The 25744-nt window shown below is 63.7% G+C and carries 24 protein-coding genes and 2 pseudogenes; 11 read left to right on the top strand and 15 right to left on the bottom strand.

Annotated features, from left to right (window positions below):
* Positions 1 to 9: 9 nt before the first annotated feature.
* A complete protein-coding gene (locus AADZ78_RS05470) occupies positions 10 to 1431 on the bottom strand; it encodes an NAD(P)H-hydrate dehydratase (RefSeq protein WP_085250272.1) in 1422 nt (473 codons plus the stop codon).
* An 86-nt stretch (positions 1432 to 1517) separates the two neighbouring features.
* Between AADZ78_RS05470 and AADZ78_RS05465 the strand changes: the two genes are divergently transcribed.
* Positions 1518 to 2441, top strand: coding sequence for a class I SAM-dependent methyltransferase (locus AADZ78_RS05465; protein ID WP_085250271.1), 924 nt, complete (start codon positions 1518 to 1520; stop codon positions 2439 to 2441).
* 135 nt (positions 2442 to 2576) lie between these two features.
* Here AADZ78_RS05465 and AADZ78_RS05460 read toward each other — a convergent pair.
* Together AADZ78_RS05460 and AADZ78_RS05455 are read right to left on the bottom strand one after the other, a co-directional pair.
* A pseudogene (locus AADZ78_RS05460) lies at positions 2577 to 3491 on the bottom strand (nucleotidyl transferase AbiEii/AbiGii toxin family protein).
* Positions 3488 to 4081 (bottom strand): type IV toxin-antitoxin system AbiEi family antitoxin domain-containing protein, encoded by a 594-nt coding sequence (locus AADZ78_RS05455; protein WP_239656784.1) that lies wholly within the window; start codon positions 4079 to 4081, stop codon positions 3488 to 3490. Before AADZ78_RS05455 ends, AADZ78_RS05460 begins: the two are co-directional and overlap by 4 nt.
* A gap of 54 nt (positions 4082 to 4135) precedes the next feature.
* Between AADZ78_RS05455 and AADZ78_RS05450 the strand changes: the two genes are divergently transcribed.
* From AADZ78_RS05450 to AADZ78_RS05440, 4 genes are all read left to right on the top strand, one after another.
* Complete coding sequence (locus tag AADZ78_RS05450; protein WP_139828667.1) at positions 4136 to 4690, top strand: hypothetical protein; 555 nt, start codon at positions 4136 to 4138, stop codon at positions 4688 to 4690.
* A gap of 248 nt (positions 4691 to 4938) precedes the next feature.
* The gene (locus AADZ78_RS05445; protein WP_239656752.1) at positions 4939 to 6705 is read left to right on the top strand and encodes an IS1634 family transposase; all 1767 of its coding nucleotides are present in this window, start codon (positions 4939 to 4941) and stop codon (positions 6703 to 6705) included.
* An 89-nt stretch (positions 6706 to 6794) separates the two neighbouring features.
* The gene (locus tag AADZ78_RS28920) at positions 6795 to 6977 is read left to right on the top strand and encodes an SIR2 family protein (protein ID WP_204903525.1); all 183 of its coding nucleotides are present in this window, start codon (positions 6795 to 6797) and stop codon (positions 6975 to 6977) included.
* 41 nt (positions 6978 to 7018) lie between these two features.
* Positions 7019 to 7246 carry a hypothetical protein gene (locus AADZ78_RS05440; RefSeq protein WP_139828616.1) on the top strand — a complete coding sequence of 76 codons (228 nt, stop codon included), beginning with the start codon at positions 7019 to 7021 and terminating at the stop codon, positions 7244 to 7246.
* Positions 7247 to 7411: 165 nt separating this feature from the next.
* Here the strand turns inward: AADZ78_RS05440 and AADZ78_RS05435 are convergent.
* The 5 genes and pseudogenes from AADZ78_RS05435 to glmS all read right to left on the bottom strand — a co-directional run bounded on the left by AADZ78_RS05435 (position 7412) and on the right by glmS (position 12756).
* Positions 7412 to 8132 (bottom strand): annotated as a pseudogene (locus tag AADZ78_RS05435) (rhomboid-like protein).
* Between the two features lie 5 nt (positions 8133 to 8137).
* Positions 8138 to 8851, bottom strand: a complete 714-nt coding sequence (locus AADZ78_RS05430) for a rhomboid-like protein (RefSeq protein WP_139828615.1) — start codon at positions 8849 to 8851, stop codon at positions 8138 to 8140.
* A 52-nt stretch (positions 8852 to 8903) separates the two neighbouring features.
* Positions 8904 to 9797 (bottom strand): DUF4436 domain-containing protein, encoded by an 894-nt coding sequence (locus AADZ78_RS05425; protein WP_085249892.1) that lies wholly within the window; start codon positions 9795 to 9797, stop codon positions 8904 to 8906.
* Positions 9798 to 9926: 129 nt separating this feature from the next.
* Positions 9927 to 10772, bottom strand: a complete 846-nt coding sequence (locus AADZ78_RS05420; protein ID WP_085249900.1) for a DUF4436 domain-containing protein — start codon at positions 10770 to 10772, stop codon at positions 9927 to 9929.
* Positions 10773 to 10887: 115 nt separating this feature from the next.
* Positions 10888 to 12756, bottom strand: a complete 1869-nt coding sequence (glmS, locus tag AADZ78_RS05415; protein WP_085249891.1) for a glutamine--fructose-6-phosphate transaminase (isomerizing) — start codon at positions 12754 to 12756, stop codon at positions 10888 to 10890.
* A gap of 759 nt (positions 12757 to 13515) precedes the next feature.
* Between glmS and AADZ78_RS05410 the strand changes: the two genes are divergently transcribed.
* The 4 genes from AADZ78_RS05410 to AADZ78_RS05395 all read left to right on the top strand — a co-directional run bounded on the left by AADZ78_RS05410 (position 13516) and on the right by AADZ78_RS05395 (position 16029).
* A complete protein-coding gene (locus tag AADZ78_RS05410; protein WP_085249890.1) occupies positions 13516 to 13734 on the top strand; it encodes an Rv1535 family protein in 219 nt (72 codons plus the stop codon).
* Positions 13735 to 13897: 163 nt separating this feature from the next.
* Positions 13898 to 14737: a dienelactone hydrolase family protein gene (locus tag AADZ78_RS05405; protein ID WP_085249889.1), complete on the top strand. Its 840-nt coding sequence runs from the start codon at positions 13898 to 13900 to the stop codon at positions 14735 to 14737.
* A gap of 44 nt (positions 14738 to 14781) precedes the next feature.
* Positions 14782 to 15837 carry an LLM class F420-dependent oxidoreductase gene (locus AADZ78_RS05400; RefSeq protein WP_085249888.1) on the top strand — a complete coding sequence of 352 codons (1056 nt, stop codon included), beginning with the start codon at positions 14782 to 14784 and terminating at the stop codon, positions 15835 to 15837.
* 48 nt (positions 15838 to 15885) lie between these two features.
* On the top strand, positions 15886 to 16029 hold the full coding sequence (locus AADZ78_RS05395) for an FAD-dependent oxidoreductase (RefSeq protein WP_139828620.1): 144 nt from the start codon (positions 15886 to 15888) through the stop codon (positions 16027 to 16029).
* 10 nt (positions 16030 to 16039) lie between these two features.
* On the opposite strand, the gene AADZ78_RS05390 is transcribed toward AADZ78_RS05395, so the two are convergent.
* From AADZ78_RS05390 to rplM, 5 genes are all read right to left on the bottom strand, one after another.
* Positions 16040 to 17350, bottom strand: coding sequence for a hypothetical protein (locus tag AADZ78_RS05390; RefSeq protein ID WP_085249887.1), 1311 nt, complete (start codon positions 17348 to 17350; stop codon positions 16040 to 16042).
* 2 nt (positions 17351 to 17352) lie between these two features.
* The gene (locus tag AADZ78_RS05385) at positions 17353 to 17655 is read right to left on the bottom strand and encodes a type VII secretion target (RefSeq protein ID WP_085249886.1); all 303 of its coding nucleotides are present in this window, start codon (positions 17653 to 17655) and stop codon (positions 17353 to 17355) included.
* 48 nt (positions 17656 to 17703) lie between these two features.
* Positions 17704 to 19041, bottom strand: coding sequence for a phosphoglucosamine mutase (glmM, locus tag AADZ78_RS05380; protein WP_085249885.1), 1338 nt, complete (start codon positions 19039 to 19041; stop codon positions 17704 to 17706).
* 141 nt (positions 19042 to 19182) lie between these two features.
* Positions 19183 to 19641, bottom strand: a complete 459-nt coding sequence (gene rpsI, locus AADZ78_RS05375; RefSeq protein ID WP_085249884.1) for a 30S ribosomal protein S9 — start codon at positions 19639 to 19641, stop codon at positions 19183 to 19185.
* Positions 19642 to 19690: 49 nt separating this feature from the next.
* The gene (rplM, locus tag AADZ78_RS05370; protein WP_085249883.1) at positions 19691 to 20134 is read right to left on the bottom strand and encodes a 50S ribosomal protein L13; all 444 of its coding nucleotides are present in this window, start codon (positions 20132 to 20134) and stop codon (positions 19691 to 19693) included.
* Positions 20135 to 20556: 422 nt separating this feature from the next.
* Between rplM and asnB the strand changes: the two genes are divergently transcribed.
* Positions 20557 to 22380, top strand: a complete 1824-nt coding sequence (gene asnB, locus AADZ78_RS05365; RefSeq protein ID WP_085249882.1) for an asparagine synthase (glutamine-hydrolyzing) — start codon at positions 20557 to 20559, stop codon at positions 22378 to 22380.
* Between the two features lie 22 nt (positions 22381 to 22402).
* Positions 22403 to 24577, top strand: coding sequence for an MMPL family transporter (locus AADZ78_RS05360; protein ID WP_169726262.1), 2175 nt, complete (start codon positions 22403 to 22405; stop codon positions 24575 to 24577).
* Positions 24578 to 25121: 544 nt separating this feature from the next.
* On the opposite strand, the gene AADZ78_RS05355 is transcribed toward AADZ78_RS05360, so the two are convergent.
* Positions 25122 to 25418, bottom strand: a complete 297-nt coding sequence (locus tag AADZ78_RS05355) for a WXG100 family type VII secretion target (RefSeq protein WP_085249880.1) — start codon at positions 25416 to 25418, stop codon at positions 25122 to 25124.
* 15 nt (positions 25419 to 25433) lie between these two features.
* On the bottom strand, positions 25434 to 25742 hold the full coding sequence (locus tag AADZ78_RS05350) for a WXG100 family type VII secretion target (RefSeq protein ID WP_085249879.1): 309 nt from the start codon (positions 25740 to 25742) through the stop codon (positions 25434 to 25436).
* Positions 25743 to 25744 lie beyond the last annotated feature (2 nt).

Here is a 25744-nt window from a genome sequence, read left to right as displayed (position 1 = left end):
TCCTCTCAGCTAGATGGCGGCCAGCGCGGCCCGGATGTGGTGCAGGATTCGCGACGCCGACGTCGGCGCCTCACCGGGTCCGGGATCGGCGGCCGACAGCGCCGCGGCGCGCGCATGCACGAAAGCCGCCGTCGCCGCGGCCTCGCCGGCCGGCAACCCGGACGCTAGGAGCGCGCCGATCATCCCGGAGAGAACGTCACCGGAGCCGGCGGTCGCCGCCCACGATTGGCCGGCGGGATTCAGGTAGACCGGGCCACCGGGATCGGCGATGATCGTGACGTTGCCCTTGAGCAGCACGGTGGCGCCGAACGCGTCGGCGAGCTTGCAGGCGGCGCCGACGCGGTCGGCGCCGGGTGGCTCCCCGGCCAGCCGGGCGAACTCGCCGGCGTGCGGCGTCAGCACCGTCGGGGCGTCGCGGTTGGCGACCAGACCGGGGTGGGCCGCGAGCATGGTCAGCCCATCGGCGTCGACCAGCACCGGTAGGTCGGTTTCCAACGCGAACCACAGTGCGGCGGCTCCGGTTTGGTCGGTACCCAGGCCGGGCCCGACGACCCAGGACTGCACCCGTCCGGCCGCTGCCGGGGTCGGCGACGCGATGACCTCGGGCCAGTGCGCGAGCACCTCGTGATTCGCAGTCCCGGCGTAACGGACCATGCCCGAGGTCGCCGCGACGGCGGCGCCTGTGCACAGCACGGCCGCACCCGGGTACGTCGCCGAGCCGGCCAGGATGCCGGTCACGCCCTGGGTGTACTTGTCGTCGCGCACACCGGGCACCGGCCAGCGCGCGGCCACGTCGGCGGCCTCCAAACCCAGCACGTCGGTGCCCGGTAGGTCGAGCCCGATATCGACCAACCGGACCCGCCCGCAGTCGGCCAGCGCGTGCACCGGCTTGAACCCGCCGAAGGTGACGGTCACCGCGGCGCGCACCGCGGGGCCCGTGATCGCCCCGGTCGCCACGTCGATGCCGCTGGGGATGTCCACGGCGGCCACCGGAATCCCCGCGTCGTCAACGCTCGCGAATAGCTCGGCCGCCGCCGGTCGCAACGGCCCGGAGCCGGAGATGCCCACCACCCCGTCGATGACGAGATCGGTTGTTGCAGAGACTCTTTCGACAATGCGGCCACCGGCCTTCCGGAAGGCGGCCAGCCCCTTGGCATGGGTCCGCTCCGGTTTGAGGAGGATCGCGTCGGCGGCCGCGCCGCGGCGGCGCAGGAAGGTGGCCGCCCACAGCGCGTCACCGCCGTTATCCCCTGAGCCGACGACCGCGCACACCCGGCGGCCGGTCACGCCGCCCGTGCGAGCCCTCAGCTCACCAATGAGCTCGGTCGCCAGTCCAAAGGCTGCTCGCCTCATCAATGCACCGTCGGGCAGGCTGGCCAGCAGCGGAGCCTCGGCATCGCGGATCAGTTCAGCCGAGTAGTAGTGGCGCATGAGCCCGCGTACTCCTTCGCTCGCAGTCGATCCTGCCCGCGTTCACCAACATTACGTGTCCCGATCCGGGGGTACAGTCGGCGGCAATGGCACGGATCGACAACGACACCTGGGACCTCGCGACCAGCGTCGGCGCCACCGCCACCGGCGTCGCGGTGGGACGCGCGCTGGCAAGCCGGGAACCCGCACCGCTGATCAACGACCCGTTCGCCGAGCCGCTGGTTCGCGCGGTGGGCGTGGACTTCTTCACCCGACTCGCCAGCGGCGAGTTGGATCCCGCCGACGTCGACGACGACGCCGAATTCGGCATGGCGCGGATGCGCGACATGATGGGCGTGCGCACCCGTTTCTTCGACGACTTCTTCGTCGAAGCGGCGAACGCGGGAATCCGGCAGGCGGTGATACTGGCGTCCGGCCTCGATGCCCGCGCATACCGGTTGCCGTGGCCGGACGGGACCACCGTCTACGAGATCGACCAACCCCAGGTCATCGAATTCAAGACCGCGACGCTGGCCGGGCTGGGCGCTACCCCCGCGGCCGAACACAAGACAGTGGGCGTCGATCTACGCCATGACTGGGCGGGCGCGCTGCGCGCGGCCGGTCTGGACCCCGGTCAACCCACCGCCTGGAGCGCGGAAGGTCTGTTGCCTTTCCTGCCGCCGAACGCCCAGGATGCACTGTTAGACAACGTCACCGAACTCAGTGCAGTGGGCAGTCGGTTGGCCACCGAGAACCTGCCTGACGCAAGCCGGTCGGTCCCGATGATGGCCGAGCGGATACGCGAGGCCACCGACCGCTGGCGCAAACACGGGTTCGATGTGGAGATGACCGACCTGTGGTACGCGGGGGACCGCAACGACGTAGTCGATTATCTGACCACCCACGGCTGGCTCGCGACGTCCACTGATGTTACGGAATTGCTTGCTGCTCACGGCATTTCGATCCAGACATCTGACGATACCGAGGCGACGTTCGCCCCGCTGGGCTACGTCGCCGCTACCCGGAGCTAGGTGCCGGCGCGCGTGACGAAGCGGGCATATCCAGCTGGACACACCTGTCCAGCAAGGGTTTTCAATAGACAGACAATTTGTGCTATGTGCAGACGGTGCCCTACCGCCCCGTTCTGGATATCGCGAGTGCACCGGTCACCGATCGTCGATCACGCTGCCCCAATGCTTCTTACCCGGATTCCATCTCTGACCGGTAGTTTCACCGAACAGCGCCGGCTGGGCGAAGTCGATCACTTCGCCGAGGACGGTTTGAAATAGCTCGGGCAGGTGGTCGTAGCCGTTGCGGCGGCGCCATGCGGCCCATTTCGGCTGTGCGACGTCGGCGAAGCCGTCGAGCAGGTCTTGCAGAGGTAGGAGTTGTGCGTGTCGGTGCAGCGCCACTTCATGAACTGCCTTCTGCAGATCTGATCCATTCACAGGATGACGGTTCGCCAGCGTCCACACGTCAGCGAAGTCGCGCCAGCGCGTGTTCGCCGGACCCCGTTGCACAGCAGTGGCGATTTTCTCGGCGTGAACCATGTGCAACGGGTAGCCAGCAATCTTGATGGGCGCTCCACCCTGAGCCGTGGAAGCCCCACGACGACGGGCTTAGGCCAGATTGGATCACCGACATTGACGTCAACATGAAACCGCGCCACTGCGCGCGCCAGTCGGGCATCGAGTCCAACGCGCACCCCCCGAGTACTCGTCGTCCTCGCGAACGATTTCCGCTGTGGCCGAGGCAGGTTGGAACTCGATACCGTCATCGACGGACAGCTGTGTGGCGACGACAGAGCTCACCGCGTCCAATACGGCAAGTACGTCGTTACTCAAATCCCGTGCGGCAAGATCGACGTCGCGCGTCGGGCGCCGATCTCCAAATGCCGCCAGAAGCATTCCTCCTTTTAGAACGAACACCTCGCGCAGTGGGCTAACGACCAAACGGGCAAGGAAACCTTCCAAGATATACAGCTGGATCAGCTCGTCGGTGGGCCTGCCTGATGCCCTGGCCGCCTTCTGGAGATCCAGGTAAGCGGCACCGGCGGCAGTGCCTCGCAATATCCGGCTCACAGCAGGATCTCAAGCGACCGCCGTAACGGTCCGACCGTCCGCGGGAACGCTCGGGCCAACTGCAAGAGCCGCGAAGGCTGCCCGCCCCGCCGAAGCCAGCGTTTCAGCGCTTCGTTCGCGAGATCGGCACCCTCCCGGTGCCGCACCCTGAAAACGTCAATGATGCTGCGCTCCGCCGAGTAGATCCCTATGCTGCGATCCGCCGCGATGTCGAGCAGCTGCCGGCCGATCTCGAAAGTCGCCGTGTCGAAATGGTGCCAGTGAACGGCGACGGTAGTTTGTGGCATCCACGAACCACGGGGTATTGCGATATCAATCGCGGCCGGAATCTCGTCGATAAGGTCGTGGCGTGCAAGTGCCGAACGCAGCGCGATCGTGGCACGTGTGGACTTGGATGCGATCTCAACAAGGTCCTCTTCACCGTGCCAATCAGCTTTGCGGTACAGGCCGCGCGCAACTGCGATGATGCGGCCCTCGGCGATCAGGTGGCGGAGCTGGCGTTCACTGATCCGATCCAACGCCTCGGTAAAGCGGAATGTGTTCGGCAGCACGGCGAGGACATCGGCAGGACGCGCAGCCACACCGATCACCTCCCGGAGGAAAACCTCAACATCAAGACTTCTAGTGTAGAGGATTTCCGCCGCATGATCTGGTGGAACATCGATCGACCTGGGAAGATCGCTGGCATGTCAGCCACACCTGGTTTGCCGTGGCATGAGGACCCGTCCAATGCTGCTTTGTTGCACCGCCTCCGGAGTGTGATCTCGGATGGTCGGCTGTTGGTCTTCCTCGGAGCTGGCCTTTCCTTCGGCGCCGCCAGGCTCGATAGCCGAGCCCAATTCGACTATCACATGTACGACCGCTGGTGGCCGCATGAGTTTCCATTCGGCGGCCTCGATCCGGAAGACGATGGGTTGCCGTTGCCATCGTGGCGCCAGTTGATCAATCGTATGTGCCACGAGATTGCAATTCAGTCACCCGAAGGGGAACGCGATTCGCTGCGAGCCTTCTTCACTGAGGAAGGGCCGCTCGACTGCGCGCAGCTGTTCCGCCAGGCTGTCGGCGACGCCAGTTACCGAGAATTTCTGCTCAGGCAGTTCGACTCGTCCCGGAATCCGTTGGTTGCACGACTCCCAGTCACGCCGCGCTGGTGCGCCTCGACCTGCCATTGCTGTTCACTACAAACTACGACGAGCTGATCGAAACCGCCTATCTCGAAGCGGGTCTTCAGCTTCGGGTAAGCATCTCGGAACAACAATTCAAAGCCCGGCGCATCGAGAGGCCGCCACGACACCTAGTCCGAAGTTGCGTCGGGTGAGATGGCGAATTTGGCGGTTGAGCTGGGATCTGTGTGGGTTTGGGGCCTGGATATGTAGCCAGTGAATGTGGCGTGTTGATGACGCATATTGGTGAATTTGCCTGGTAGTATCCGGTTATGGTGAAGCCGATGCGAATGCATGTAGCCCGAACACCGAGCAGGTACGTGGACAAGGCCGGCAACGTGCACCGCTACGAGTCGGTGCTGGTGCGCCGCACCTACCGCGAGGGCAAGAAGGTCCGCCACGAGACCCTGGCCAGTCTGTCCAAGCTGCCCGCGGAGGCGATCGCCGCGATCGAGGCAACGCTGAAGGGGCAGGCACTGGTACCCGCCGAGGCGGCGTGCACCATCACTCGCTCGCTGCCGCACGGGCATGTGGCCGCGGTCGCCGCGATGGCCCGCCGATTGGGGTTTCCGGGCCTGTTGGGCCCGGCCTGCCGATCTCGGGACCTGGTGCTGGGGTTGATTATCTCGCGGGTGATCCGCCCGGCCTCCAAACTGTCCACGCTGTCGCGATGGGCCGATTGCACCCTGGGGCCCGACCTGGCGGTGGCAGATGCGTCTACCGATGAGGTGTATGCCGCGATGGACTGGTTGGCCAATCGCCAGGACGCAATCGAGAAGAAGCTAGCCGCCAAACACCTTGGGCCAGAGGCGAACCCAAGCCGGATGGCGTTGTTTGATCTGACCAGCTCGTGGGTGACCGGGCGGTGCTGTGAGCTGGCCGCCTATGGCTATTCCCGCGACGGCAAGAAGGGCCTGCCGCAGATTGAATACGGGGTGCTCACCGACCCGGCCGGGCGCCCGGTGGCGGTACGGGTAGTGCCCGGGGACACCGCCGACCCGGTCGCGTTCAGCGACATCGTCGAGGTGATCCGCGACCGCTTCGGGTTGACCCGGCTGGTGCTGGTCGGCGATCGCGGCATGATCACCTCCGCGCGCATCGACGCGCTGCGCAAGCTCAACGACAGCCCCGACACCGCAACGGCTTTCGGGTGGATCACGGCGCTACGCGCCCCGGATATCGCCACACTGGCCGCCGAGCAGGGACCGCTGCAAATGAGCCTGTTCGACACCCAAGACCTCGCCGAGATCAGCCACCCCGACTACCCGGGGGAACGGTTGATCGCTTGCCGCAACCCCGCCCTGGCCACCGAGCGGGCCCGCAAACGCAACGAACTGCTGGCCGCCACCGACGCCGACCTGGCCGCCATCGCCGCCCGGGTGGCATCCGGGCGCCTGCGCGGAGCGGGCAAAATCGGCGAGGCCATCGGCCGGGTAATCGCCAAACGCAAAGTAGGCAAGCACTTTCGCCGCGAGATCACCGACACCACCTTCACCTACCACCGCGACCAGGCCGCCATCGATGCCGAAGCCGCCCTCGATGGCATCTACGTGCTACGCACACCGGTACCCGCCACCGAACTCGATCCGACCGCGGTCGTAGAAAGCTACAAGAACCTGGCCCACGTCGAACGCGACTTCCGCAACATCAAAACCGACGACCTGGATCTACGACCCATTCACCACCGCCTCGACGAGCGCGTCCGCGCCCACGTACTGATCTGCCTGCTAGCCTGCTACCTCATCTGGCACCTGCGCAAAGCCTGGGCGCCACTGACCTTCACCGACGAACACCCACCCACCCGCGACAACCCCGTCGCCCCCGCGCAACGCTCACCGCAGGCCCAAGCCAAGGCCTCCACCCAACACGACGCCAACGGCAACCCGCTACGCAGCTTCCGCGGCCTACTCGACCACCTAGCGACCCTGACCCGCAACGACATTCACTACCACGGCACCAACGCCACGGTGCCCACCTTGGCCGAACCCACCCCCGATCAACGCCGCGCCTTCGACCTCATCGGCACCCCGATCCCACTAACCGCAGCGTAGCCAGAACCACCACCCCAACAAGACCAGCAAAACCCCAGGTCAACTAGAAATCCACTCACCCATAACGCCGCAACTTCGGCCTAGTCAAACTGCATGGGTCGATCGATCAACCGGACACGATCGTGCTCACCCGCAGCGACTACGCCGCGGCCAGAGCCGAACGCGCAGAGATGTTGAGCTTTCTGCGCAGCGAGATGGCCGAGACGGCGTTACTGTTCCTGGGCTTCAGCTTGAGTGATCCCTGCACGACGCCTATCTCAAACTGTCGCTAGTCTGCTCGATTCGCACGATTGGTCCTGATGATGCGCTGCCAATGATCCAGGCACTCAAAGACATTCAGCTTCTCGGCAGCCCAGATCAGGTTGCACTCGCCGATCACGTTGCCACCGCTTTCGCCGCAAACCAGGGCGCCGATCTCGACCCTTTGCTCGACAGCCTGTATGACGACTGCCGTCGTCTCCTTGGAATTGAACCAGCGAAGCGGTCGAGAATCGTGCTGTCCGTCCAGGCAACGGATGAGGCGACTCAAAACGTGCGTTGACGCGCCGCGGTTGTTTGACGAGCACCCCATTTCGCAACCGGGCGGCAAGCTCCACTACCGTCGAGGACCGGGACTTAGCTTAGGCGAGGCCACCTCTGGTGGGCAGAGCCCACCGAGGGTTCACCGCTCGCATCTGCGGAGACCCAAGCTTAACCGCCACGCGGGTCAGCGACCGACCTTGCTAGTCATGAAGCGGTATTGGGCGCCGGTGCGACGCATGTGCGCGTTCAGCTTCGCCGGATTCACCAGTGGCTGGCCGGCGATCTCGGGTCATCGGGTAGAAGCACAGCCCAATGAATATCGCCGAGAAGTGGCCGATTCCAGTGAAGTTCAGGTTGCCAATCAACGGAACGGCAAAGATGGTGATCAGTACGGCGAGGTAGCCCCACCGCCACGGCGGCGCGATGCGGTACGCGAGCACAGCCGTCACGCCGACGAGGAAGTAGCTGACACCGATATCGCGGGCATAGACCAGCCCTTGCGGTTGCAGATGATGCTGGATCGCCACAAACAGCAGGCCTTCGCTGATGTATGTAGCAGCGATATGGGCAGTCAATCCCACTGTGAGCCAACGCGCTTGGCCCAGCCACTGCTCAGCCGGCGCAAGAAACAGGGTGAACAGCACAAGATACGGTGTCCAATAACGGCCGTCGATCCAGAGCAGGCTGTAGAACAGCACGTCGAGCGGATCGGTGCTCAATTCGTAGATGTTGGTAGAACCGTCGACGACCACGGTGTGGTATTGCCGCCTGGTCATGTGGTTGGCAATGATCGTGGTGATCAGTAAGACGGTCACCCACAAGTATGTCAACGGGGCACGCGCGACGAATCGCCACACCGCATTCAGCCAAACTTTCGCAGGCGCTTGGCCGGATGAATTTCCCATGGGCGTCAGGCCGAAGCCGCGGATGAACGGAATCGCCGGAAGGCGGCTTTAACTTTCGCGGGACTCAGCGACGGGGCCTTGCGCTCTCGGGCCATCGGGTAGAAAGCGAGACCGATCAGGACCGCGACGAAATGGCCGATCGCGGTGAAGCTCAGCTCAATACGGTCCATCGCGGCCACCGGAAAACCAAAGATGAGGAACAGCACCGCAAGATAGCCCCACCGCCACGGCCGCGCGATGTGATAGGCGAGGACAGCCATCACGCCGACAAGAAAGTAACTCACCCCGATATCGTGAGCTCGCACATACCTTTCCGACGCATCATGCAGTTCGATCGCCAGGTAAAGCAGACCCTCACTGACATATGTGGCGACGATATGGGAGGTCAAACCCACAGTGAGCCAACGCAGCTGGCCCAGCCATTGCTCGGCCGGCGCGAGAAACAGGGTGAACAACAACAGGTAGGGTTCCAGGCTGTTGCCGTCGATCCACAGCAGGCTGGAGAACAGCACGCCAAGTGGGTCGGTCGCCAGTGCGTGGATATTGGTAAACCGGTGCAGCAGCACCGCGTGCAACTGTCTCCCGGTCAGCACGTTCTGAACAATCGTTGTGACCACCAGCGCAAACAGCCAGGCGTACGTCAACGGCGCACTGCTGACAAAATGCCACACCGCGAGCGCCCAGGTTCGCAGCCGCGCCCGCACCGATACCTTCGCCACGGCCTCAACTCTCGCACGGCCGCGGTTGCGCCGAACAGCTTTTGCGACGGCCTCAGCTACCCGGCGGCGGTGACTGGGCCGGTTGCACCGGCTCACCTGACGTATCCGGCTTGTCCGGCTTTTCGGGTGCCAGGTGCCGCCACCAGCAGGTGATGTACATCAACATCGACAACACCAATACGACGATCACCCAGAGCACGATCCTGACATCGATCCAGGACCCGAACGGCGGCGCGTTGGGCAGCGCATTTCGCAGCGGTACCACCGCAAACAGCATCGCCGCATACCAAGTCGTCATCGGCGGTTGGAACTTGCGCTTGTCACGTGCCGTCTGAACCGCAACGAAGAGGCCTATGCCGGCAAGGACGACCAATACCCCGATAATGACGACGGCGAAGGCCACCGTGCCCGCCGACCGCCGTAACTTCACGCGGTACGGTGCAAGCTCACCGTCTTTGGCGGGGGCGGGAATGTTGATCTGCCAGCCGGCAAGACGGTCCACAAATGTCACCGCCGCCCGTTCCCGCACCTGCTCGGGGCCACGGAAAAGTTCCACCGTGATCGGCCCCGAAATGTAGTGGTCGAGGGGCCAGTCGGTCACGTTACCGCTAAGGGTGAGCGGCACCGGAAAGGTGCCGGGCAGCATGTCCTTCGACCAGGTGCGCTTGGTAGGCGTGGCGGTGGATGTGACCACGACACTGAGGTCTTCGGTCAGACCGTGGGTTCGCGGATCCAGCAGCGCAGGTCCAGGAGTAATGGAAAGGTTGGTGACCAGCACGGTGTTGCTCTGCGCAACGTCTTGCAGGTCGATGGACACGGTGGTCCCCTCCGCCGTCGGCTGCCCTTGAGTGAGGTCATGGGGACCCTTGCCTGCGCTGCCGTACAGCGAGGTGGAGGCGATGTAGGCCATGATGAAGATCAGCAGACCAGCGATGCCGAGCTTCATAAGCGCCGACCCGCCGTGCAGAAATCATCTGCGGACATGTCTCCCCTACTAGCTCGCATCGAATGCGTGTTCGCCAACAGATCCTAAGGCCGCGAGAAGTCGCCGGAGAGACCGTTCGGTCGAACCATCTCAGCCGTCGGGTCTCAGATGCCGCCACCAGCAGGTGATATAGAGCAGCATCGAGATCACCAAAACGACGAGTACCCAGACAACGATCGTGATGTCGATCCAGCCTCCGAATGGCGGCGAACCGGGAAGTGCGTTTCTCAGCGGTACCACCGCAAAAAGCATCGCCGCGTACCAAGTCGTCATCGGGGGCTGAAACTTTCGTCGATCACGCACCGTCTGGATCGCGACAAACAGACCTAGCCCAGCGATCGCAATGAGAACGCCGAGGATGACAATGCCGAAAGCCGCGGAGCTTAGCGAGCGCCGTAAATGCACTTGATGCCGGCCAGACGGATCGGCTTTACCGACGCCGACCTCCCATCCGAAGAGATGATTGGCGAACGTCACAGGCACGCGTTCGGGTACGGTCTGGCCACCGTGGAAGAGCTGGACCTCAATGGGCCCGGAATGGTAGAGATCGAGCGGCCAACGGTTGATGTGGCCGGAGAGGGTGAGCGGAACAGGGAAAACGCCGGGAAGCATGCCCTTGGTCCAGGTGCGCAGGGTAGGTGTTGTTGTGGATGTAACTCTAAGACGGAGGTCTTCCTTGAGATGGTGGTTGAGCGGGTCCAGCAAATGGGACCCGGGGGTAACGGTTAGGTTGACGACGAGGACGGTGTAATTCGTTTGAATTTCTTCGGCAGTCATCGTCACCCTAGTTGCGTCAGTTACCTCGTCCGCAACGGGACTTCCAGCCTGAGGACTGCCCGCACCGCTCCTGGCATACAGCACAACCACCGCGGCGTATGCCGCTAGAAAGGCCGCGATGAGGCCGACGACGCCGAACCTTTTTACTGACGTTCGCATGTTTTCTCCCCCGCCATTCGACATGGCGATCCCGGCCACCTATGCCAGGAAATGTTGTCCCCGGGGAAATGTAGTTGAACGACTGCGTGGCCGCGGCCATTTGGCGCGGCCATGCCTACTCAACGGTGACGGACTTGGCAAGATTTCGCGGCTTGTCGACGTCATAGCCGCGGGCTCGAGCCACCGAAGCGGCGAACACCTGCAGCGGGATTGTCGACAGCAGCGGCTGCAAAAGCGTTGATACCGCAGGAATTTCGATCAGGTGATCGGCGTAGGGGCGCACCGTTTCGTCGCCCTCCTCGGCGATCACGATGGTCACCGCGCCGCGGGTCTGGATCTCGCGGATGTTCGACAGCAGCTTGGCGTGCAGCGTGGCCGAGCCCTTGGGGGAAGGCATCACGACGATGACCGGCAGGTCGTCTTCGATCAGTGCGATCGGACCGTGCTTGAGCTCGCCAGCCGCGAACCCCTCGGCGTGCATGTAGGCCAATTCCTTGAGTTTGAGCGCACCTTCGAGCGCCACCGGGTAACCGACGTGACGACCGAGGAACAGCACCGTCGAGGATTGAGCGAACCGGTAGGCAAGGTCGGCCACCGGCTGGATCCCCGCGATGACCCGCGCCACCAGGCTTGGCATCGCGGCCAGCTCGCGGTACTCGCGCTCGACCTCGTCGGGGTACTTGGTGCCGCGGGCCTGCGCCAATGCCAGGCCGAGGAGGTAGTTGGCGGCGATCTGCGCGAGAAAGGTTTTCGTCGAGGCCACGCCGATCTCCGGGCCGGCGCGAGTGTAGAGCACCGCGTCGCACTCGCGCGGGATCTGGGAGCCGTTGGTATTGCAGATCGCCAGCACCTTGGCCTTCTGCTCTTTGGCGTGCCGGACCGCCTCCAGGGTGTCGGCGGTTTCGCCGGACTGTGAGATGGCCACCACCAACGTGCTGCGATCCAATACCGGGTCCCGGTACCGGAATTCGCTGGCGAGCTCCACCTCGACGGGCAGCCGAGTCCAGTGCTCGATCGCGTACTTGGCTAGCAGCCCGGAGTGGTACGCGGTACCGCAGGCCACCACGAAGACCTTGTCGATCTCGCGCAGTTCCTGATCGGATAGCCGCTGTTCGTCGAGCACGATCCGGTTGCCCACGAAATGCCCGAGCAGTGTGTCAGCGACCGCGGTCGGCTGTTCGGCAATCTCCTTGAGCATGAAGAACTCGTAGCCGCCCTTTTCGGCGGCGGCCAGATCCCAGTCAATGTGAAATTCGCGGGCAGTTGCCGCGTCAGCATTGCCGTGGAAGTCGGTGATCCGGTAACCGTCAGCGGTGATCACCACCGCCTGGTCTTGACCCAGTTCGACCGCATCGCGGGTGTATTCAATGAAGGCGGCCACGTCGGAGCCGACGAACATCTCGCCGTCGCCGATACCCACCACCAGCGGTGTCGACCGGCGGGCGGCGACGATGGTGCCGGGCTCGTCGGCGTTGGCGAACACCAGGGTGAAATGGCCCTCGAGCCGGCGCAGCACGGATAGCACCGAGGCCACGAAATCACCCGCGCTCGCGCCGTCTCGGTATTCTCGGGCAACCAGATGCACCGCGACCTCGGTGTCGGTGTCGCTGGCAAACTCCACGCCGTCCATCTCCAGCTCTTGGCGCAGCGTGGCGAAGTTCTCGATGATGCCGTTGTGGACGACGGCGATCTTGCCGGCGGCGTCGCGGTGCGGGTGCGCGTTGCGATCGGTAGGGCGGCCATGGGTGGCCCAGCGGGTATGGCCCAGCCCGGTGCCGCCCGCCAGCTCTGACGGCGTCATGTCGGCCACCGCCGCTTCCAGATTGGATAGCCGGCCGGCCCGGCGCCGCACCGTGAGATTGCGGGCGCCGTCGACCAATGCGATGCCCGATGAGTCGTAGCCGCGGTACTCCATGCGGCGCAGCGCGTCCATGACGACGTCGCAGGCAGGGCGCTGCCCGACGTAGGCGACAATTCCGCACATTCTGACCAGGGTAGTGCAGTCGCGCGGTGGCGCAGCTCTCACCGTCTGCGCGGTCACTCAGAACTCGAACGCCCCCCGTTAGCTAAACACGCCACACCGGTACGACGGTAGGGATTTTATTCAATTCATACCAACCTCCAATTAACTCGAAATGATTTACCTACTGTATTTGTGACGTTACCAAGTACTTAATAGTAGAAACCTGAGTGTGCGCTTAGAATCACAAATGTCGGCTAGAGCTGGCAACCACCAAAGAGTGACATTAACTGCAGTATCGGCGCACCGACCAACGCCGCAATAAGCAGACCCACCAGCGGGAAGACGGCACCGGGGCCAGCGGAGAGGACAACGGTGTAGACGCTCGCCTTATCATGACTGCGCTAGGTCTTGGAGCCACAGCTACAGGCGAAGAATGCTGCACTTCAAATGGTTTCGCCGTAGCAACTGATCGCTGCATAACCGCGCAACTGCGCTTCCATCATCAGCTGTCCGACACTCATCCATAGCGACGGTACAGCTGCCCGATAACCGGGTCAGGCGCTGTGTCGAAGCTCCTGATGGCGTAGAAATTCGGAACACATAGCAAACATAACTAACCAGTTAATGTGCGGCTGAAGCTCGCGAAACTCAGCGCGCCTATGGCCCGATCGATGAATGTCAATGTCAATAAATATCAAATTTCAGACGCCGGCGGCGGGTCGGTAGGTATCGGACGACTTTTACACCGACCGCGCCAGCTCAATCTTCAAGGAGAAAAGCATGACTGCTGTTCTGCACGACGACCTGGTGACGGCCCAGCCCGCGTCGAGACCGACATTGGTGCGGCCGGCGAAACAGGCATCGAGTCGGCGCCGTCAGATACCGGACGACCCCCCGAGCGACCCAGTGGTGGACGCGACCGCTCGGGTGTTGGCCATTCCGCTGCGACATATGTATGCCGTGCTCTGGCGTGTGGGGGCGCTAGAGGTCACGGCCTAAAGCGTGTCGGCAGTGCTGCCTGCCGGGTGATGGCGGGCAGCTCCGACGGCATATTCAGCCAGGGAGTCGGACGAAATACCAGCGCGAGAGCGGCCTGATGATGGTCGCACCGATGGCACATAGGCACTGGACCCATCCGCCGGCTCACCGCTAACGTCGACGGGTGGCCCGCATCCGTAAGCTCGTCGCCGCTCTCAGCCGCCGTGGCCCACATCGCGTTTTGCGCGGTGACCTGGCCTTCGCCGGCCTACGCGGGGTGGTGTATTCCCCGGAAGCCGGGCTGAACCTGCCCGGCGTCGCCTTTGGCCACGACTGGCTCACCGGCACGGCGCGCTATTCGGGCCTGCTGGAGCACCTGGCGTCATGGGGCATCGTGGCCGGAGCTCCCGACACCCAACGCGGACTGACGCCATCGGTGCTGAACCTCGCCTTCGATCTCGGCGTGGCCCTCGACATCGTGGCCGGTGTGCGCCTCGGACCCGGCAATATCAGCGTGCATCCCGCCAAACTCGGGGTGGCGGGTCACGGCTTCGGCGGCTCGGCCGCGGTGTTCGCTGCTGCCGGCATGCCCTCCAAGCCGTCGGCGGTGGCAGCGATCTTCCCGACGGTGACCACGCCCCCGGCGGAACATCCCGCCGCGACCCTAAACGTGCCCGGTCTGATCCTGAGCGCGCCGGGGGATCCGAAGACGCTGACGTCCAATGCCCTCGGGCTCTCGCACGCTTGGGGCACGGCCACGCTGCGCATCGTAAGCAAAGCCGAAGCCGGTGGGCTGGTGGAGGGCCGACGACTGACACAGGCGGTGGGGCTGCCGGGACCGCACCGCAAGACGCAGCGTGCGGTACGGGCGCTGCTGACCGGCTACCTGCTCTACACCCTCGGCGGCGACAAAACCTATCGCGACTTCGCGGATCCGGAGGTGCAGCTTCCCAAGACGGACGCGATAGACCCTGAGGCGCCGCCGGTCACGCATGAAGAAAAGATCGTCGCGCTGCTGAAGTAACCGGCAACTACGGGGCTGCGGCAGCGCCCTGGTATGTGTCGTGGATGCGAATAGGGATCGCGCTTGACTATTCGGGCGGCTTTCACGAAGCGGTCGGCCGCGTCGTCGAACTCGAAAGATCCGGCATCGACATCGTAGTAGTGGCCGAAGCCTATTCCTACGACGCCATCAGCCAACTGGGCTATCTCGCCGCTAAGACAACCTCCGTCGAATTGGCCTCGGGGGTGCTTCCGATTTATATCCGCACGCCGTCGCTGCTGGCGATGACCGCCGCGGGACTGGATTTCGTCTCGGGCGGAAGATTCAACCTCGGAATCGGAACATCCGGCCCGCAGGTGATGGAGGGATTCCACGGCGTAGCGTTCGACGCCCCGCTGGGCCGGACCCGCGAAGTCGTGGAGATCTGCCGACAGGTGTGGCGCCGCGAACGTGTTAACTACGCCGGCAAGCACTACCAGGTCCCCCTGCCCCCGGACCGCGGGACGGGCTTGGGTAAGGCGTTACAGCTCATCAATCACCCGGTGCGCGAACGTATTCCGATATCGATTGCCGCGCTGGGGCCGAAGAATGTCGAGCTGACCGCCGAGATCGCCGAGGGCTGGCAGCCGGCCTTCTTCTATCCCGACAAGGCCGGGTTGGTCTGGGGTGAGGCGCTGGCAGCCGGGACAGCAAAACGGGATCTCGCGCTCGGCCCGCTGGACATCATGGTCGGAACGTCGCTAGCCATCGGCGACGATGTCGATGACCGGCTGGCGTGGACCAAACCGCAACTGGCCCTGTACATCGGCGGAATGGGCGCCAAGGGCCGCAACTTTTACCACAACCTGGCGACCCGGTACGGGTTCGGCGAGGTCGCAGACCGGATTCAGGAGCTGTACCTGGCCGGGCGCAAGACTGAGGCCATCGGCGCGGTACCCGACGAATTGGTACGCGGGATATCGCTGGTCGGCCCGCGTGGGTTCATTGCCGAAAGGTTGAGCGCCTACACCGAGGCCGGTGTGACAACGCTATTGGTAAGGCCGCTGACTGCGGACTCTCGCGAGGCAGTGCGCTATGTGGAGGAATTGCTGGATCTGCGGCCATTTGGCGTTGGCCGATGAACTCAGCACCCGGGTGACTCGGTCCTATCACAACCGCTACGTCTACCTCTGGCAGGGCGGACGACACCCGTCGGGGGAATCCATTGGGCGGGTGTCGAATCCGCTCGACGTTGGGCCAGTTGGATGAACGGCGCGGTGGAAGCGGGTGAGCGGGCCGCGGCTGAGATTCTCGACGCGATGAGGTCGCGTTGAGGCTTGACCGTCACTGCCCTGCCTTAGGAAGCTCGTCCGCGGCGATCTCACAGGGTGTCGATCCCGCGGGCGCCGGTCGGGGCGGTGGCCCGGCGGCCGGCGGGGGTGTGGCGGCGGGTGGCGGTTCGGCGGCCGGTGGCGCCACCGGTGGGGCGACCAACGGTGTCGCGGTCTTCTCCGCAACGCCGTGGATCTGCTCGCCGGGTGGTGGTTCCTCGCGCTCATCTTGCTCTTCGGCTTGCTCGTGATCGTGGCTCTCGTCGGTCTCCTCCGCCGTTTCCGGCCTTTCCACTTCGGCGTCACCCACGTCGTCGGGGTCGTCGTCGGGCATGCCTTCGCCGAAGGAGGTGCCGGCGAGCTGATCGGCGGCCGAGCCCAGCAGGCCATCCATCGCCTGTACGATCCGACCGGCAAGCCCGCCAAGCCCCCCGAAATCGGCCAAACCACCGCTACCTGTGGGAATTGCCGGGCCATCGCCCATCGCAGCTGCCAGGTCCGAGGGCACGGGGCCGACGGGCGCGACCCCGGTCACCGGGGCTATGGCCGGTGCGGCATCCGGCGGGAGGGCGGGCGACGCAACGGCGGGTGCAATCGCCGCAGGCACAGCCGCCCGCGGTGCCGGCGTGGTGGCATGGTGCACCGGCCCGAAATCGCCAGGAATCTCGAAGCACGCTCGCGGCGCGGCGGCCAACCGGTCGGTGACCATGTCATAAGCGGTCGCAACCCCGGCCCGAGTCGACTGCATCGCGGTCAGCCAGTCGTTACGAATGTCGTTGTCCACGTATGGCGCTATCTGTTGGCGAACCAGTTGCTCACCCGTGGTCCGATCCCCCACTCCGGTTGTCACCGCACCGGCAGCGGCCAACCACACCGGCCGTTGCGCCAGCGTGCGATCGTCGATCGCGATGGCCGTCGCGACTTTCGCGTCGACCAGCTGCCACAAGTTGTCCCGCAGCGACTCGCACCGCTGGGCCGCGGCACGGATTTCGGTGACGACGTCGCTTGCGGCGTCGCAATGACGCAGCAGAAAGCGGACCGCGGCGTCGGCGCCCGGGCCCGTCCATGCCGCCGCCAGCTCGGTGACCTGGGCACGTTGCATCCGCAACGCTTCGGTGACCGCGGCAGCGGCTGCCCGTAGCTGCGCGCAGTCGCCGTCGAGGGCGTGCAGATCGAGTCCGTCTTCGCTGTCATACCAGTCGCGGACGTCCAGGTCAGGGCTTGCGCACCCGACCCGCCGGCAAGCCAGCACGTAACTCTGCGTGTGCTCGACGGCCACCCGGCCCTCAGCGAGCCGGCCGGCGACATCCAATCGATCCGCCACGATCAAGCGATCCGTGCCGCCGCGTACCGGTCAGCCTCGGCGTAGCGCTCGGCGCTCATCCGCAGCGCGATCGCGACCTCGTCAGCAGCCCGTGACCACTGCGCCGAATCAACCGCCAACCGATCCAGCGCGGCCCGCAGCGCGTCGCCGCGCGCGGTGTGCGCCCGCCCGGCGCGGGCTCCGTAGAAAGCCAACCTGGCGAGGTGATCGGTTACGGCGTTGTCAATGAGTCCGGCGGCAGCGCTGAACCGCTCGGCAACGGCGCGCACCACCTCGACATCGATACTGGCACTAACGAATCCCATGCATAATTCGACTTCCGACACCGCGTCGGGGTTCCAGCATTTCTGGGGTCAGCCCGCAGCGCTCACCACGTCCGCAACGCTGGCGGCCAACCGCTGGGCGACGTCTTCGTCGGCCGCCTCCACCATCACCCGAATCATCGGCTCAGTTCCGGAGGGACGCAACAGGATTCGACCGGTGTCCCCCAGCTCGGCCTGGGCCTCGTCGACCGCCGTCTGGACCGCGGGCGCGACGGCGGCGGCGGCCTTGTCGGCAACCTCAACGTTGATCAGCACCTGCGGCAACGTCCGCATTGCCGACGCCAAGCTTCCCAGCGACAAATTGGTTTGCACCATGCGCGTCATCAATCGCAGCCCGGTGACGATCCCGTCGCCGGTGGAGCCCAGCATCGGCATCACGACATGGCCGGATTGCTCGCCGCCCAGGCTGTAGTCGCCGGCCCGCAGCTCTTCCAGGACGTAGCGATCGCCGACGTCGGTGGTGCGCACCGTGATGCCAGCAGAGCGCATGGCCAGGTGCAGCCCAAGGTTGCTCATCACGGTGGTCACCAACGTGTTGGAGGCCAGTTCCCCGGCTTCCTGCATGGCAAGCGCCAGCACCACCATGATGGCGTCGCCGTCGACGAGTTCACCGTTGGCGTCCACGGCCAGGCACCGGTCGGCATCTCCGTCGTGGGCCAGACCCAGGTCGGCGCCGTGGGCGAGGACCGCCGCCCGGAGCGGGTCCAGGTGGGTCGATCCGCAGCCGTCGTTGATGTTGAGCCCATTGGGTTCGGCGTTGATCGCGATGACCCGGGCACCGGCCGCGCGGTAGGCGCGCGGTGCTACGGATGAGGCTGCCCCATGCGCGCAGTCGACGACCACGGTCAGGCCCTCAAGCTGATTGGTGCTCGCCTTGCCCACATGGCGCAGATAGCGTTCCGCCGCATCCTCGGCGTCGACGACGCGGCCGATACCCGCGCCGACCGGGCGCAGGCCGGGTCCGGCCGCGACCAGATCCTCGATTTGGTCTTCGGTGTCGTCGTCCAGCTTGTGGCCGCCGGGACCAAAGATCTTGATGCCGTTGTCGGGCATCGGGTTATGCGAAGCCGAGATCATCACGCCGAAGTCGGCGTCGTAGGCACCGGTCAGGTAGGCAACCGCGGGTGTCGGAAGCACCCCGACCCGTAGCGCGTCGACGCCTTCGCTCGTCAGGCCGGCGATCACAGCGGCCTCCAGCAGTTCGCCGCTGGCCCGCGGGTCACGACCGATCACGGCGACTCGCCGCCCCGGTCCGCCCGAACCCGCCAGGCACCGCGCGGATGCGGCGCCCAGCGCCAGGGCCAGCTCCGCGGTCAGCTCGCGATTGGCGACCCCGCGAACGCCGTCGGTGCCGAATAGTCGACCCATACGGACAAACCTTTCACAGTTGACGGCCGTGGACATACCCACCTTTGGCCCACTCTGAGCCGCGAGCGTGCATGTCTGTTCGCCGACACGCCGATGAACGCGTACAAATATGCACGCTCGCGGCCCAAAAGTGACCGTTGATCAGCGCTTGCTGTACTGCGGCGCCTTGCGGGCCTTCTTCAGGCCGTACTTCTTGCGCTCGGTGGCGCGCGGATCACGGGTGAGGAAGCCGGCCTTCTTCAGCGCGGGCCGGTCCTCGGGCTGGGCCAGAATCAAGGCCCGGGCGATGCCTAGGCGCAACGCGCCGGCCTGCCCCGACGGTCCGCCACCATTCAGGTGAGCGAAGATGTCGAAGCTTTCCGTCCGCTCGACGGTCACCAGCGGAGCCTTGATCAGCTGCTGGTGCACCTTGTTGGGGAAGTAGTCCTCCAGGCTGCGGCCGTTGAGGTCGAACTTGCCGGTGCCCGGCACCAACCGCACCCGCACCACGGCCTCCTTGCGGCGGCCGACGGTCTGGATGGGCCGCTCCAACACGAACGAGTCGCTGTGGGTGGCAGCCGGGGCGGCCGGGGTTTCTACGGCCTCTTGGATCTCGGTCATTCGGCGCCGCTCCTCCTCATCGCTTCGCTCTGCATCGTCGCCGGCGCGGTCATTGCGCCACCTGCTTGATCTCGAAGGGCACCGGCTGCTGCGCGGTGTGTGGATGCTCCGGACCGGCGTAGACGCGAAGCTTGCGCTGGATCTGGCGGCTGAGCTTGTTCTTGGGCAGCATGCCGACGATCGCCTTCTCCACCACGCGGTCGGGGTGCTTTTGCATCAGCTCGCCGATCGTGCGCTTGTGCAGGCCGCCGGGATAACCCGAGTGGCTGTAAGCCATCTTGCTTCGCAGTTTGTCGCCGCTGATGGCGACCTTGTCGGCGTTGATGACGATGACGAAGTCACCGCCATCGACATTGGGCGCGAACGTCGGCTTGTGCTTGCCGCGCAGCAGATTGGCCGCTGCGACGGCAAGGCGGCCAAGCACCACGTCCGTGGCGTCGATGACGTACCACGACCTCGTGGTGTCACCCGCCTTGGGCGCATATGTAGGCACAGCGCTTACCTTCTTCTCTCGGGGTGGATCCCGGCGTGGACCGGGTGCCAGTCAGGCGCAAGCGGTGGGGCTGGTCTCGGCGACCGACATTGACCCGAGGCCCCGGCGTACCGCACGCCAACCGAGCAGCTTACCGACGAGCATCCCCGCAGGTCAAAACGTTGCATCGATGGGACTGGCGTTCGAGGTCGCCACCTTCATGAGCGAGACCTCCCATGACGGTGGGACCCACCGCTCCCACAACTGACTGGCCGAGATTCGTCCAGTACAGGGACTGATTGGCGGAGAGGTATCCGCGAGCAATTGCCGGATACTCGGTGTCGAACCACCGGCGGTTGCGGGCCCTGCCGGATCGGCCATCGAGCATTTCGGCTTCTTCACCAAACTTGCGTAGAAACCGAGCATGAAAGATCTGGATCAGGATGTGCGGAATAGTCGCCATATGGAGTAGAGAGCGCGACAGCGCCGGCTACGCCATGAAAGCAGCGCTGAGTGAGTTGAGTCATCGCGGTCCCGACGCCTCAAACATGAGATGGACCGAATCAGGTGTGCTCCTGGGCCATACTCGGCTGGCCATCCAGGATCCCGAGCACGGGTCGCAGCCGGCGGCGCTTGACGATGGCTACCTGGCATTCAACGGCGAGATCTACAACTACCCGGAACTCAGACAAGAACTGCGGGCGTGCGGCGCTCGGTTTCACGAACATGGGGACACCGAGGTGTTGGCACGCGCTCTCGACCAGTGGGGTCACGACGCGTTCACGCGTCTCAATGGCGACTTCGCGTTCGTCTACGAAGCAGCTGGGATGCTGCGCCTGGTACGAGACCGATTTGGCGTCAAGCCGCTCTACTACTGGTCGGACGCGTCAGACCTCGTGGTCGCCTCCGAGCCGAAGGCGATTTTGGCGGCGCTCAAGCACCTGCGCCCGACGTTCACACCGAGATTGGACAAAGACGGCCTGGTCGACTGCACGCTTTATGGCGCCACGGTCGCTCCGAACTCGCTCTTTCAGGACATAAGCTCGGTGCGGCCCGGCACGTATCTACAGATTCGCCGCGGTGGCTCAGCGTTGACATTCTCGGAGTCGCGGTATTGGGAGCTGACGCACGATTCAACGGACGTCTGTGCCGAGACGCTCGCGGAGGACGTGCGCCGAACGTTAATTGATGCCGTTCGTATCCGGCTGCGTAGCGATGTCGGTTCTGCATCGATGCTAAGCGGAGGATTGGATTCCTCGATCATCACATATATCGCAGGGGAAGAAGCGGCGACGAATCAGACGAATCATCGGCGGGCCTACTCAATCGGCGATCCCGCGAAAGCCAGTGATTCAGCGGGAACGTTCATTACCGGTTCGGACCTAGAATTTGCGCGAATAGTCGCAGCCGAATCGGGGCATGAGCTCATCATCAACACAGAGCTTGCTGACGATCCGGTTGGATGGGTGAGACGACTTGCCGGTGTCCGCGACTCGGTTGTGACCATTGGCTGTGAGATTGGCCAGTGCAAATTGCTATCTCAGATCGGCGAACGAGAGCGCGTAATATTGTCGGGCGAAGGAGCGGATGAGGTCTTCCTTGGCTACTTCATGCAGACTGAAACATCACGTCCGGTCGACCAATACTATTCGGCAAAGGCGTCACGGCTGCTGCAGTTGTTGTTCCGGCGCGATTTCATGCGCAGCGCCGAGGCGCGCCGTAGGGGCGCGGACGCGTTCCGATCGCGAACGCGGCACGTCGCCGACAGCATTCGCAACGATCGGCACAACTTCATTCATTACTTGCAACTGCGGTTCACCCTTCCATATATGCTCGACCGCCTGGACACGATGGCCATGGCCTACTCGGTGGAAGCCCGCGTACCATACCTGGATCATCGACTCGTTGAGCTGGTATTCAATGCTCCGGTCAACCTGAGGTTCACGGCCAGCGAAAAGCAGCTTCTGCGGCAAGCCTTCGCAGGTCGATACAACGATGCGGTTATCAATCGCAAGAAATCGGTGTTCCCATACGGAGAATCGAACGAGTACCTCGAGCAGCTGCGCGTCGAGGTCAACAAAGTGCTCAGCGACGAAAGTTCAATTGTCCGCCATGTCTACAATACGACGATTCTCCGCAGCATCTTTGCTGGATCTCGGAGATTCCGAGCGGTCATGCGGATCGCCGGGCGTTTCTACTTGCTCGCATTCATGTGCCAACTCATTTCACTGGACGAACTGGGTAGAATTCATGGACTGCGCGCCTAAAATACACGAGCCCTCGGCCCTCATGATCGTCGACGAGTCGGCGTTGCCGCAGGAATCCCGAATAGCCAAGCCCCACTACCATAAGATCCTGACGTGGGCGATTGGGTTGGGAATCGTCGCCGCTTGCGTTCTCGGAAGCATCAATTTGGTCAGCGGGAAGTCGACATTGTCTACGGGCGGATTTTTACCCGATTACGGGTATGCCCAGCTCGCGTCGCAGGACCTGCAATCAACATTCAAGGTGGGTCCGCCAAACGTCTTGATCGATCTTCGTGTAGACAGCGGCGCCGATTCGGAAGCAGCTAAACGAATAGCGCGGAACGTGACCGATGCGATCGGCAAGTTCGTGCTGAAACCATCAATCCTGTCGTACTGGTCGACAACGCCCTCGTTGCCGACCTTGCGGAGCGGCGATGGTCGCGGTGGGCTCATCACCGCCTTGATTCCCGGTGGTCCGAACGAGGTGGCTCGGGTCGTGCCGCGACTGAGGGCAGCGGTCGATTCGGTGGTCCCACCAACAGCCAAAGTGAACATGGGCGGTCAGGCGATCGTTGTTGACGCGATTAGCGCGCGGGCACAAGAGGATTTGCTGCACGCAGAGGCCATCGTGATTCCGGTTACCTTTGTCACTCTGTTGTGGGTGTTCGGTTCGGTCTCGCTCGCCCTAATTCCAGTGCTCTCCGCCGCGGCGACCGGTTTTGTCGCCTTCGGGATCGTGGGCCTGCTGGCATCGCAAATGGAAGTGTCGGTATACGCGCTTAACATCGTCTCGGCGCTCGCCCTTGGTCTGTCGATAGATTACTCGCTGCTCCTGGTATCCAGATACCACGCGGCGTCCCGTTCCGGAATGTCGGGGCCGGAGGCAGTCGCAACGGCGATGTCGTCCGCGCGCCACATCATATTCACGGCCGCATCGCTGATGTCATTGTGCATGGCATGCCTGCTCATCGTGAATCTCCAATTTCAGCGGTCCATCGCACTAGCGGGAATATGTGTCGTGGTCGCCGCAGCGATCGTATCTCTGGTCATCGCACCGATCCTGCTGCGCTGGTGTGGCGCCCTGGAAGCCCGAACCAAAGTGCGGAGGGTCAATCTATCAGAGCCAGGCTTCGTTTCGAGTTTCCTTGTCCGGACTGCCCTGGCGAGGCCAATCGTCGCCACGGCATTATCAACTGGCCTCCTCGTCATTCTGATAACCCCGTTCTTCTCCGTTAACTTTGCGCCCCTGGACGACCGAGCACTCACCACTTCGTCGGGCGCCTATAAGGAGTCAACGAAAATTCGTAAAGATTACCCTGACTTTTCGAACGAACCACTGTATCTTCTGGCGAAAAATTCTGCGGACCTGTCCGCGGCGATATCGGATATCAGAAATGGCGCATTCGGTTCGGACCTCGATACTATCACCGCTAATTCCATCTCGATAGGTGGGCGAGACTTCCCCTCGACCTTCGGCGCGCTGAAGTCCGTAACGGGGCAGCAAGCCGGGATTCTTCTGCCCGGCAGCTCCTTTACGCCAGCGAGGTTGATGGACCTGGGACGAAGTGTTAAGCGCGCCGCGTCGGATCACAACACCGTAGTGTCGGGCACCTATATCGACCAACTCGATGAACAGCACGCGATATTCAGCAGATTTCCTGCTGTTATCTGCCTCCTTACGATCGCTGTTTTCCTCGCCGTATTTGCCCTCACACGAGGAGCAGTCGTCGCAATCAAAACCGTCGTTCTCGGGTATGCGAGCCTAGCTGCTGCGTTTGGTGCGGTGGTGTGGATATTTCAGGAGGGCCATCTCGCCAGCCTACTTGGATTCAAGGCAACGGGAAGCGTCGATGCGATAGGCCCCGTCCTTTTGCTTATTCTGGCGCTGGGGTTATCCCTCGACTACCAAATAATCCTCCTCGGTCGCGTAGCGGAGGAGTACCGCAAGTCCGGAGACACCGCGTCGGCGATACGGATCAGTGTCGACCGCACGGCCAGAATCCTTGCGCCGGCCGCACTGTTGGTGTCGGTGGTGTTCGTGGCGATTGGAATGTCAGGCGTAACTTTGGTCAAAATCATTGGCGTCGGCTTGGCCTTGGCTCTCATTGTCGACTCCATTGTGATCCGTATGGTCTTGGTTCCCGCGCTGATGACCCTGCTGGGCAGGTACAACTGGTGGCCGAACATCGACGCACCGCGAAAGACGCTGAGCCGGTGAACTAGACAGGGCATCTTGTCGCGGCAATGGGCTTTCGTGTCACCGGACGACTCGGCCATAACAGTCACATGTGTCGCTGCGCCCGGTGGACCACCCGATGCGCCCGGCTGTGAGCGACAACAGCCTGAGCTGCGGTGTTGTGCCCAAGTTGGTGGTGGCCGCGCGGGTCTCGAGGTGGCGTTGACCTGCACAAACCGCGTTGTCGCGTTTAGGTGGGCAGCGAGACCATAGCCTCCGACAGAGGCCAGAGTTGCGGATGTGACTAGAGAGCAATACTGACAGCTTGAGCAACCGGGGCCCGCCACGAAGACTCCAGCGCAGCGCTGCAGGCCTGGGTTTACTGCACAATTTTCGACGCACCCGAAGCAAACTCACAGGTCAGCAGGCTCCAGCGCTGCCGAGCTGCGAATCTCGTAAGCCAAGTCGGGTCGGCTGGCTACCGTCACGGCCAAACACGTCACCCGTGAAATGAGCTCCAAATACAAATACTGTGTGGTCCCGACGGCTCTCCCCCGTCGGGACCACACAGAGTCTGTTGGCGGGGCTACCGCAGCCAGGCCCCAGCCGCGCGGCGGTCGGCGTCAGCCACGTCGGCGGCGCCGTCGCGAACCGCATTTCCCAGGTCGAGCAGGATTTCGTTGAGGGCGGCGGCCGCCTGGTGCCACTTGAGCTGCTCGACCTGGTAGGCGGCGGCCGCATCGCGGGTCCACAGCTGCTGCAACGGCGCGATTTGTGACCTCAGCTCGTCGAGTGCGGCGTTGAGCCGGGCCGACGTGCTGTGGATCTCCTGGCGAACGGAGTATTCGATTGCGTCAAAGTTGTACGACAACACCCGATCCACGCTGGTCCCCTCCGATTACAGGTGCCCGCCGGCGGCGGCGATGTGGTGTGCATGGTCCTGACCGGCCTCCCGCAGCGCGGCCTCGTTATGCCGGATGGTGTCGGCGATCGCGTGCAGGACGTGATATAGCCGCGTCGACTCGGCATTCCAGCGATCCACCACATCCTTGAACCGCGCAGCGGCAAGCCCACCCCAGACCGATGCCGGCACACTGCTCATCCGGCCGATGAACGACTGCAACATCGTCCGGATTTCCTCGTTGCGGCTGTCGGTGGTGCTCGCAACCGAGCGCATCAGATCAAAGTCGGTGTTCAATGTGCTCATAC

It is taken from the genome of Mycobacterium riyadhense, assembly GCF_963853645.1.
Classification (GTDB): Bacteria; Actinomycetota; Actinomycetes; order Mycobacteriales; family Mycobacteriaceae; genus Mycobacterium; species Mycobacterium riyadhense.
This window is presented reverse-complemented; position numbering and strand designations above follow the sequence as displayed.

Excerpts from the sequence above, each read along its gene's own strand:
- AADZ78_RS05470 (WP_085250272.1), bottom strand. The coding sequence starts at position 1,431 with ATGCGCCACTACTACTCGGCTGAACTGATCCGCGATGCCGAGGCTCCG.
- AADZ78_RS05465 (WP_085250271.1), top strand. The coding sequence starts at position 1,518 with ATGGCACGGATCGACAACGACACCTGGGACCTCGCGACCAGCGTCGGC.
- AADZ78_RS05450 (WP_139828667.1), top strand. The coding sequence starts at position 4,136 with ATGATCTGGTGGAACATCGATCGACCTGGGAAGATCGCTGGCATGTCA.
- AADZ78_RS05445 (WP_239656752.1), top strand. The coding sequence starts at position 4,939 with ATGCGAATGCATGTAGCCCGAACACCGAGCAGGTACGTGGACAAGGCC.
- AADZ78_RS05440 (WP_139828616.1), top strand. The coding sequence starts at position 7,019 with ATGATCCAGGCACTCAAAGACATTCAGCTTCTCGGCAGCCCAGATCAG.
- AADZ78_RS05425 (WP_085249892.1), bottom strand. The coding sequence starts at position 9,797 with ATGAAGCTCGGCATCGCTGGTCTGCTGATCTTCATCATGGCCTACATC.
- AADZ78_RS05420 (WP_085249900.1), bottom strand. The coding sequence starts at position 10,772 with ATGCGAACGTCAGTAAAAAGGTTCGGCGTCGTCGGCCTCATCGCGGCC.
- glmS (WP_085249891.1), bottom strand. The coding sequence starts at position 12,756 with ATGTGCGGAATTGTCGCCTACGTCGGGCAGCGCCCTGCCTGCGACGTC.
- AADZ78_RS05410 (WP_085249890.1), top strand. The coding sequence starts at position 13,516 with ATGACTGCTGTTCTGCACGACGACCTGGTGACGGCCCAGCCCGCGTCG.
- AADZ78_RS05400 (WP_085249888.1), top strand. The coding sequence starts at position 14,782 with ATGCGAATAGGGATCGCGCTTGACTATTCGGGCGGCTTTCACGAAGCG.
- AADZ78_RS05385 (WP_085249886.1), bottom strand. The coding sequence starts at position 17,655 with ATGGGATTCGTTAGTGCCAGTATCGATGTCGAGGTGGTGCGCGCCGTT.
- glmM (WP_085249885.1), bottom strand. The coding sequence starts at position 19,041 with ATGGGTCGACTATTCGGCACCGACGGCGTTCGCGGGGTCGCCAATCGC.
- rpsI (WP_085249884.1), bottom strand. The coding sequence starts at position 19,641 with ATGACCGAGATCCAAGAGGCCGTAGAAACCCCGGCCGCCCCGGCTGCC.
- asnB (WP_085249882.1), top strand. The coding sequence starts at position 20,557 with ATGTGCGGAATAGTCGCCATATGGAGTAGAGAGCGCGACAGCGCCGGC.
- AADZ78_RS05360 (WP_169726262.1), top strand. The coding sequence starts at position 22,403 with ATGATCGTCGACGAGTCGGCGTTGCCGCAGGAATCCCGAATAGCCAAG.
- AADZ78_RS05350 (WP_085249879.1), bottom strand. The coding sequence starts at position 25,742 with ATGAGCACATTGAACACCGACTTTGATCTGATGCGCTCGGTTGCGAGC.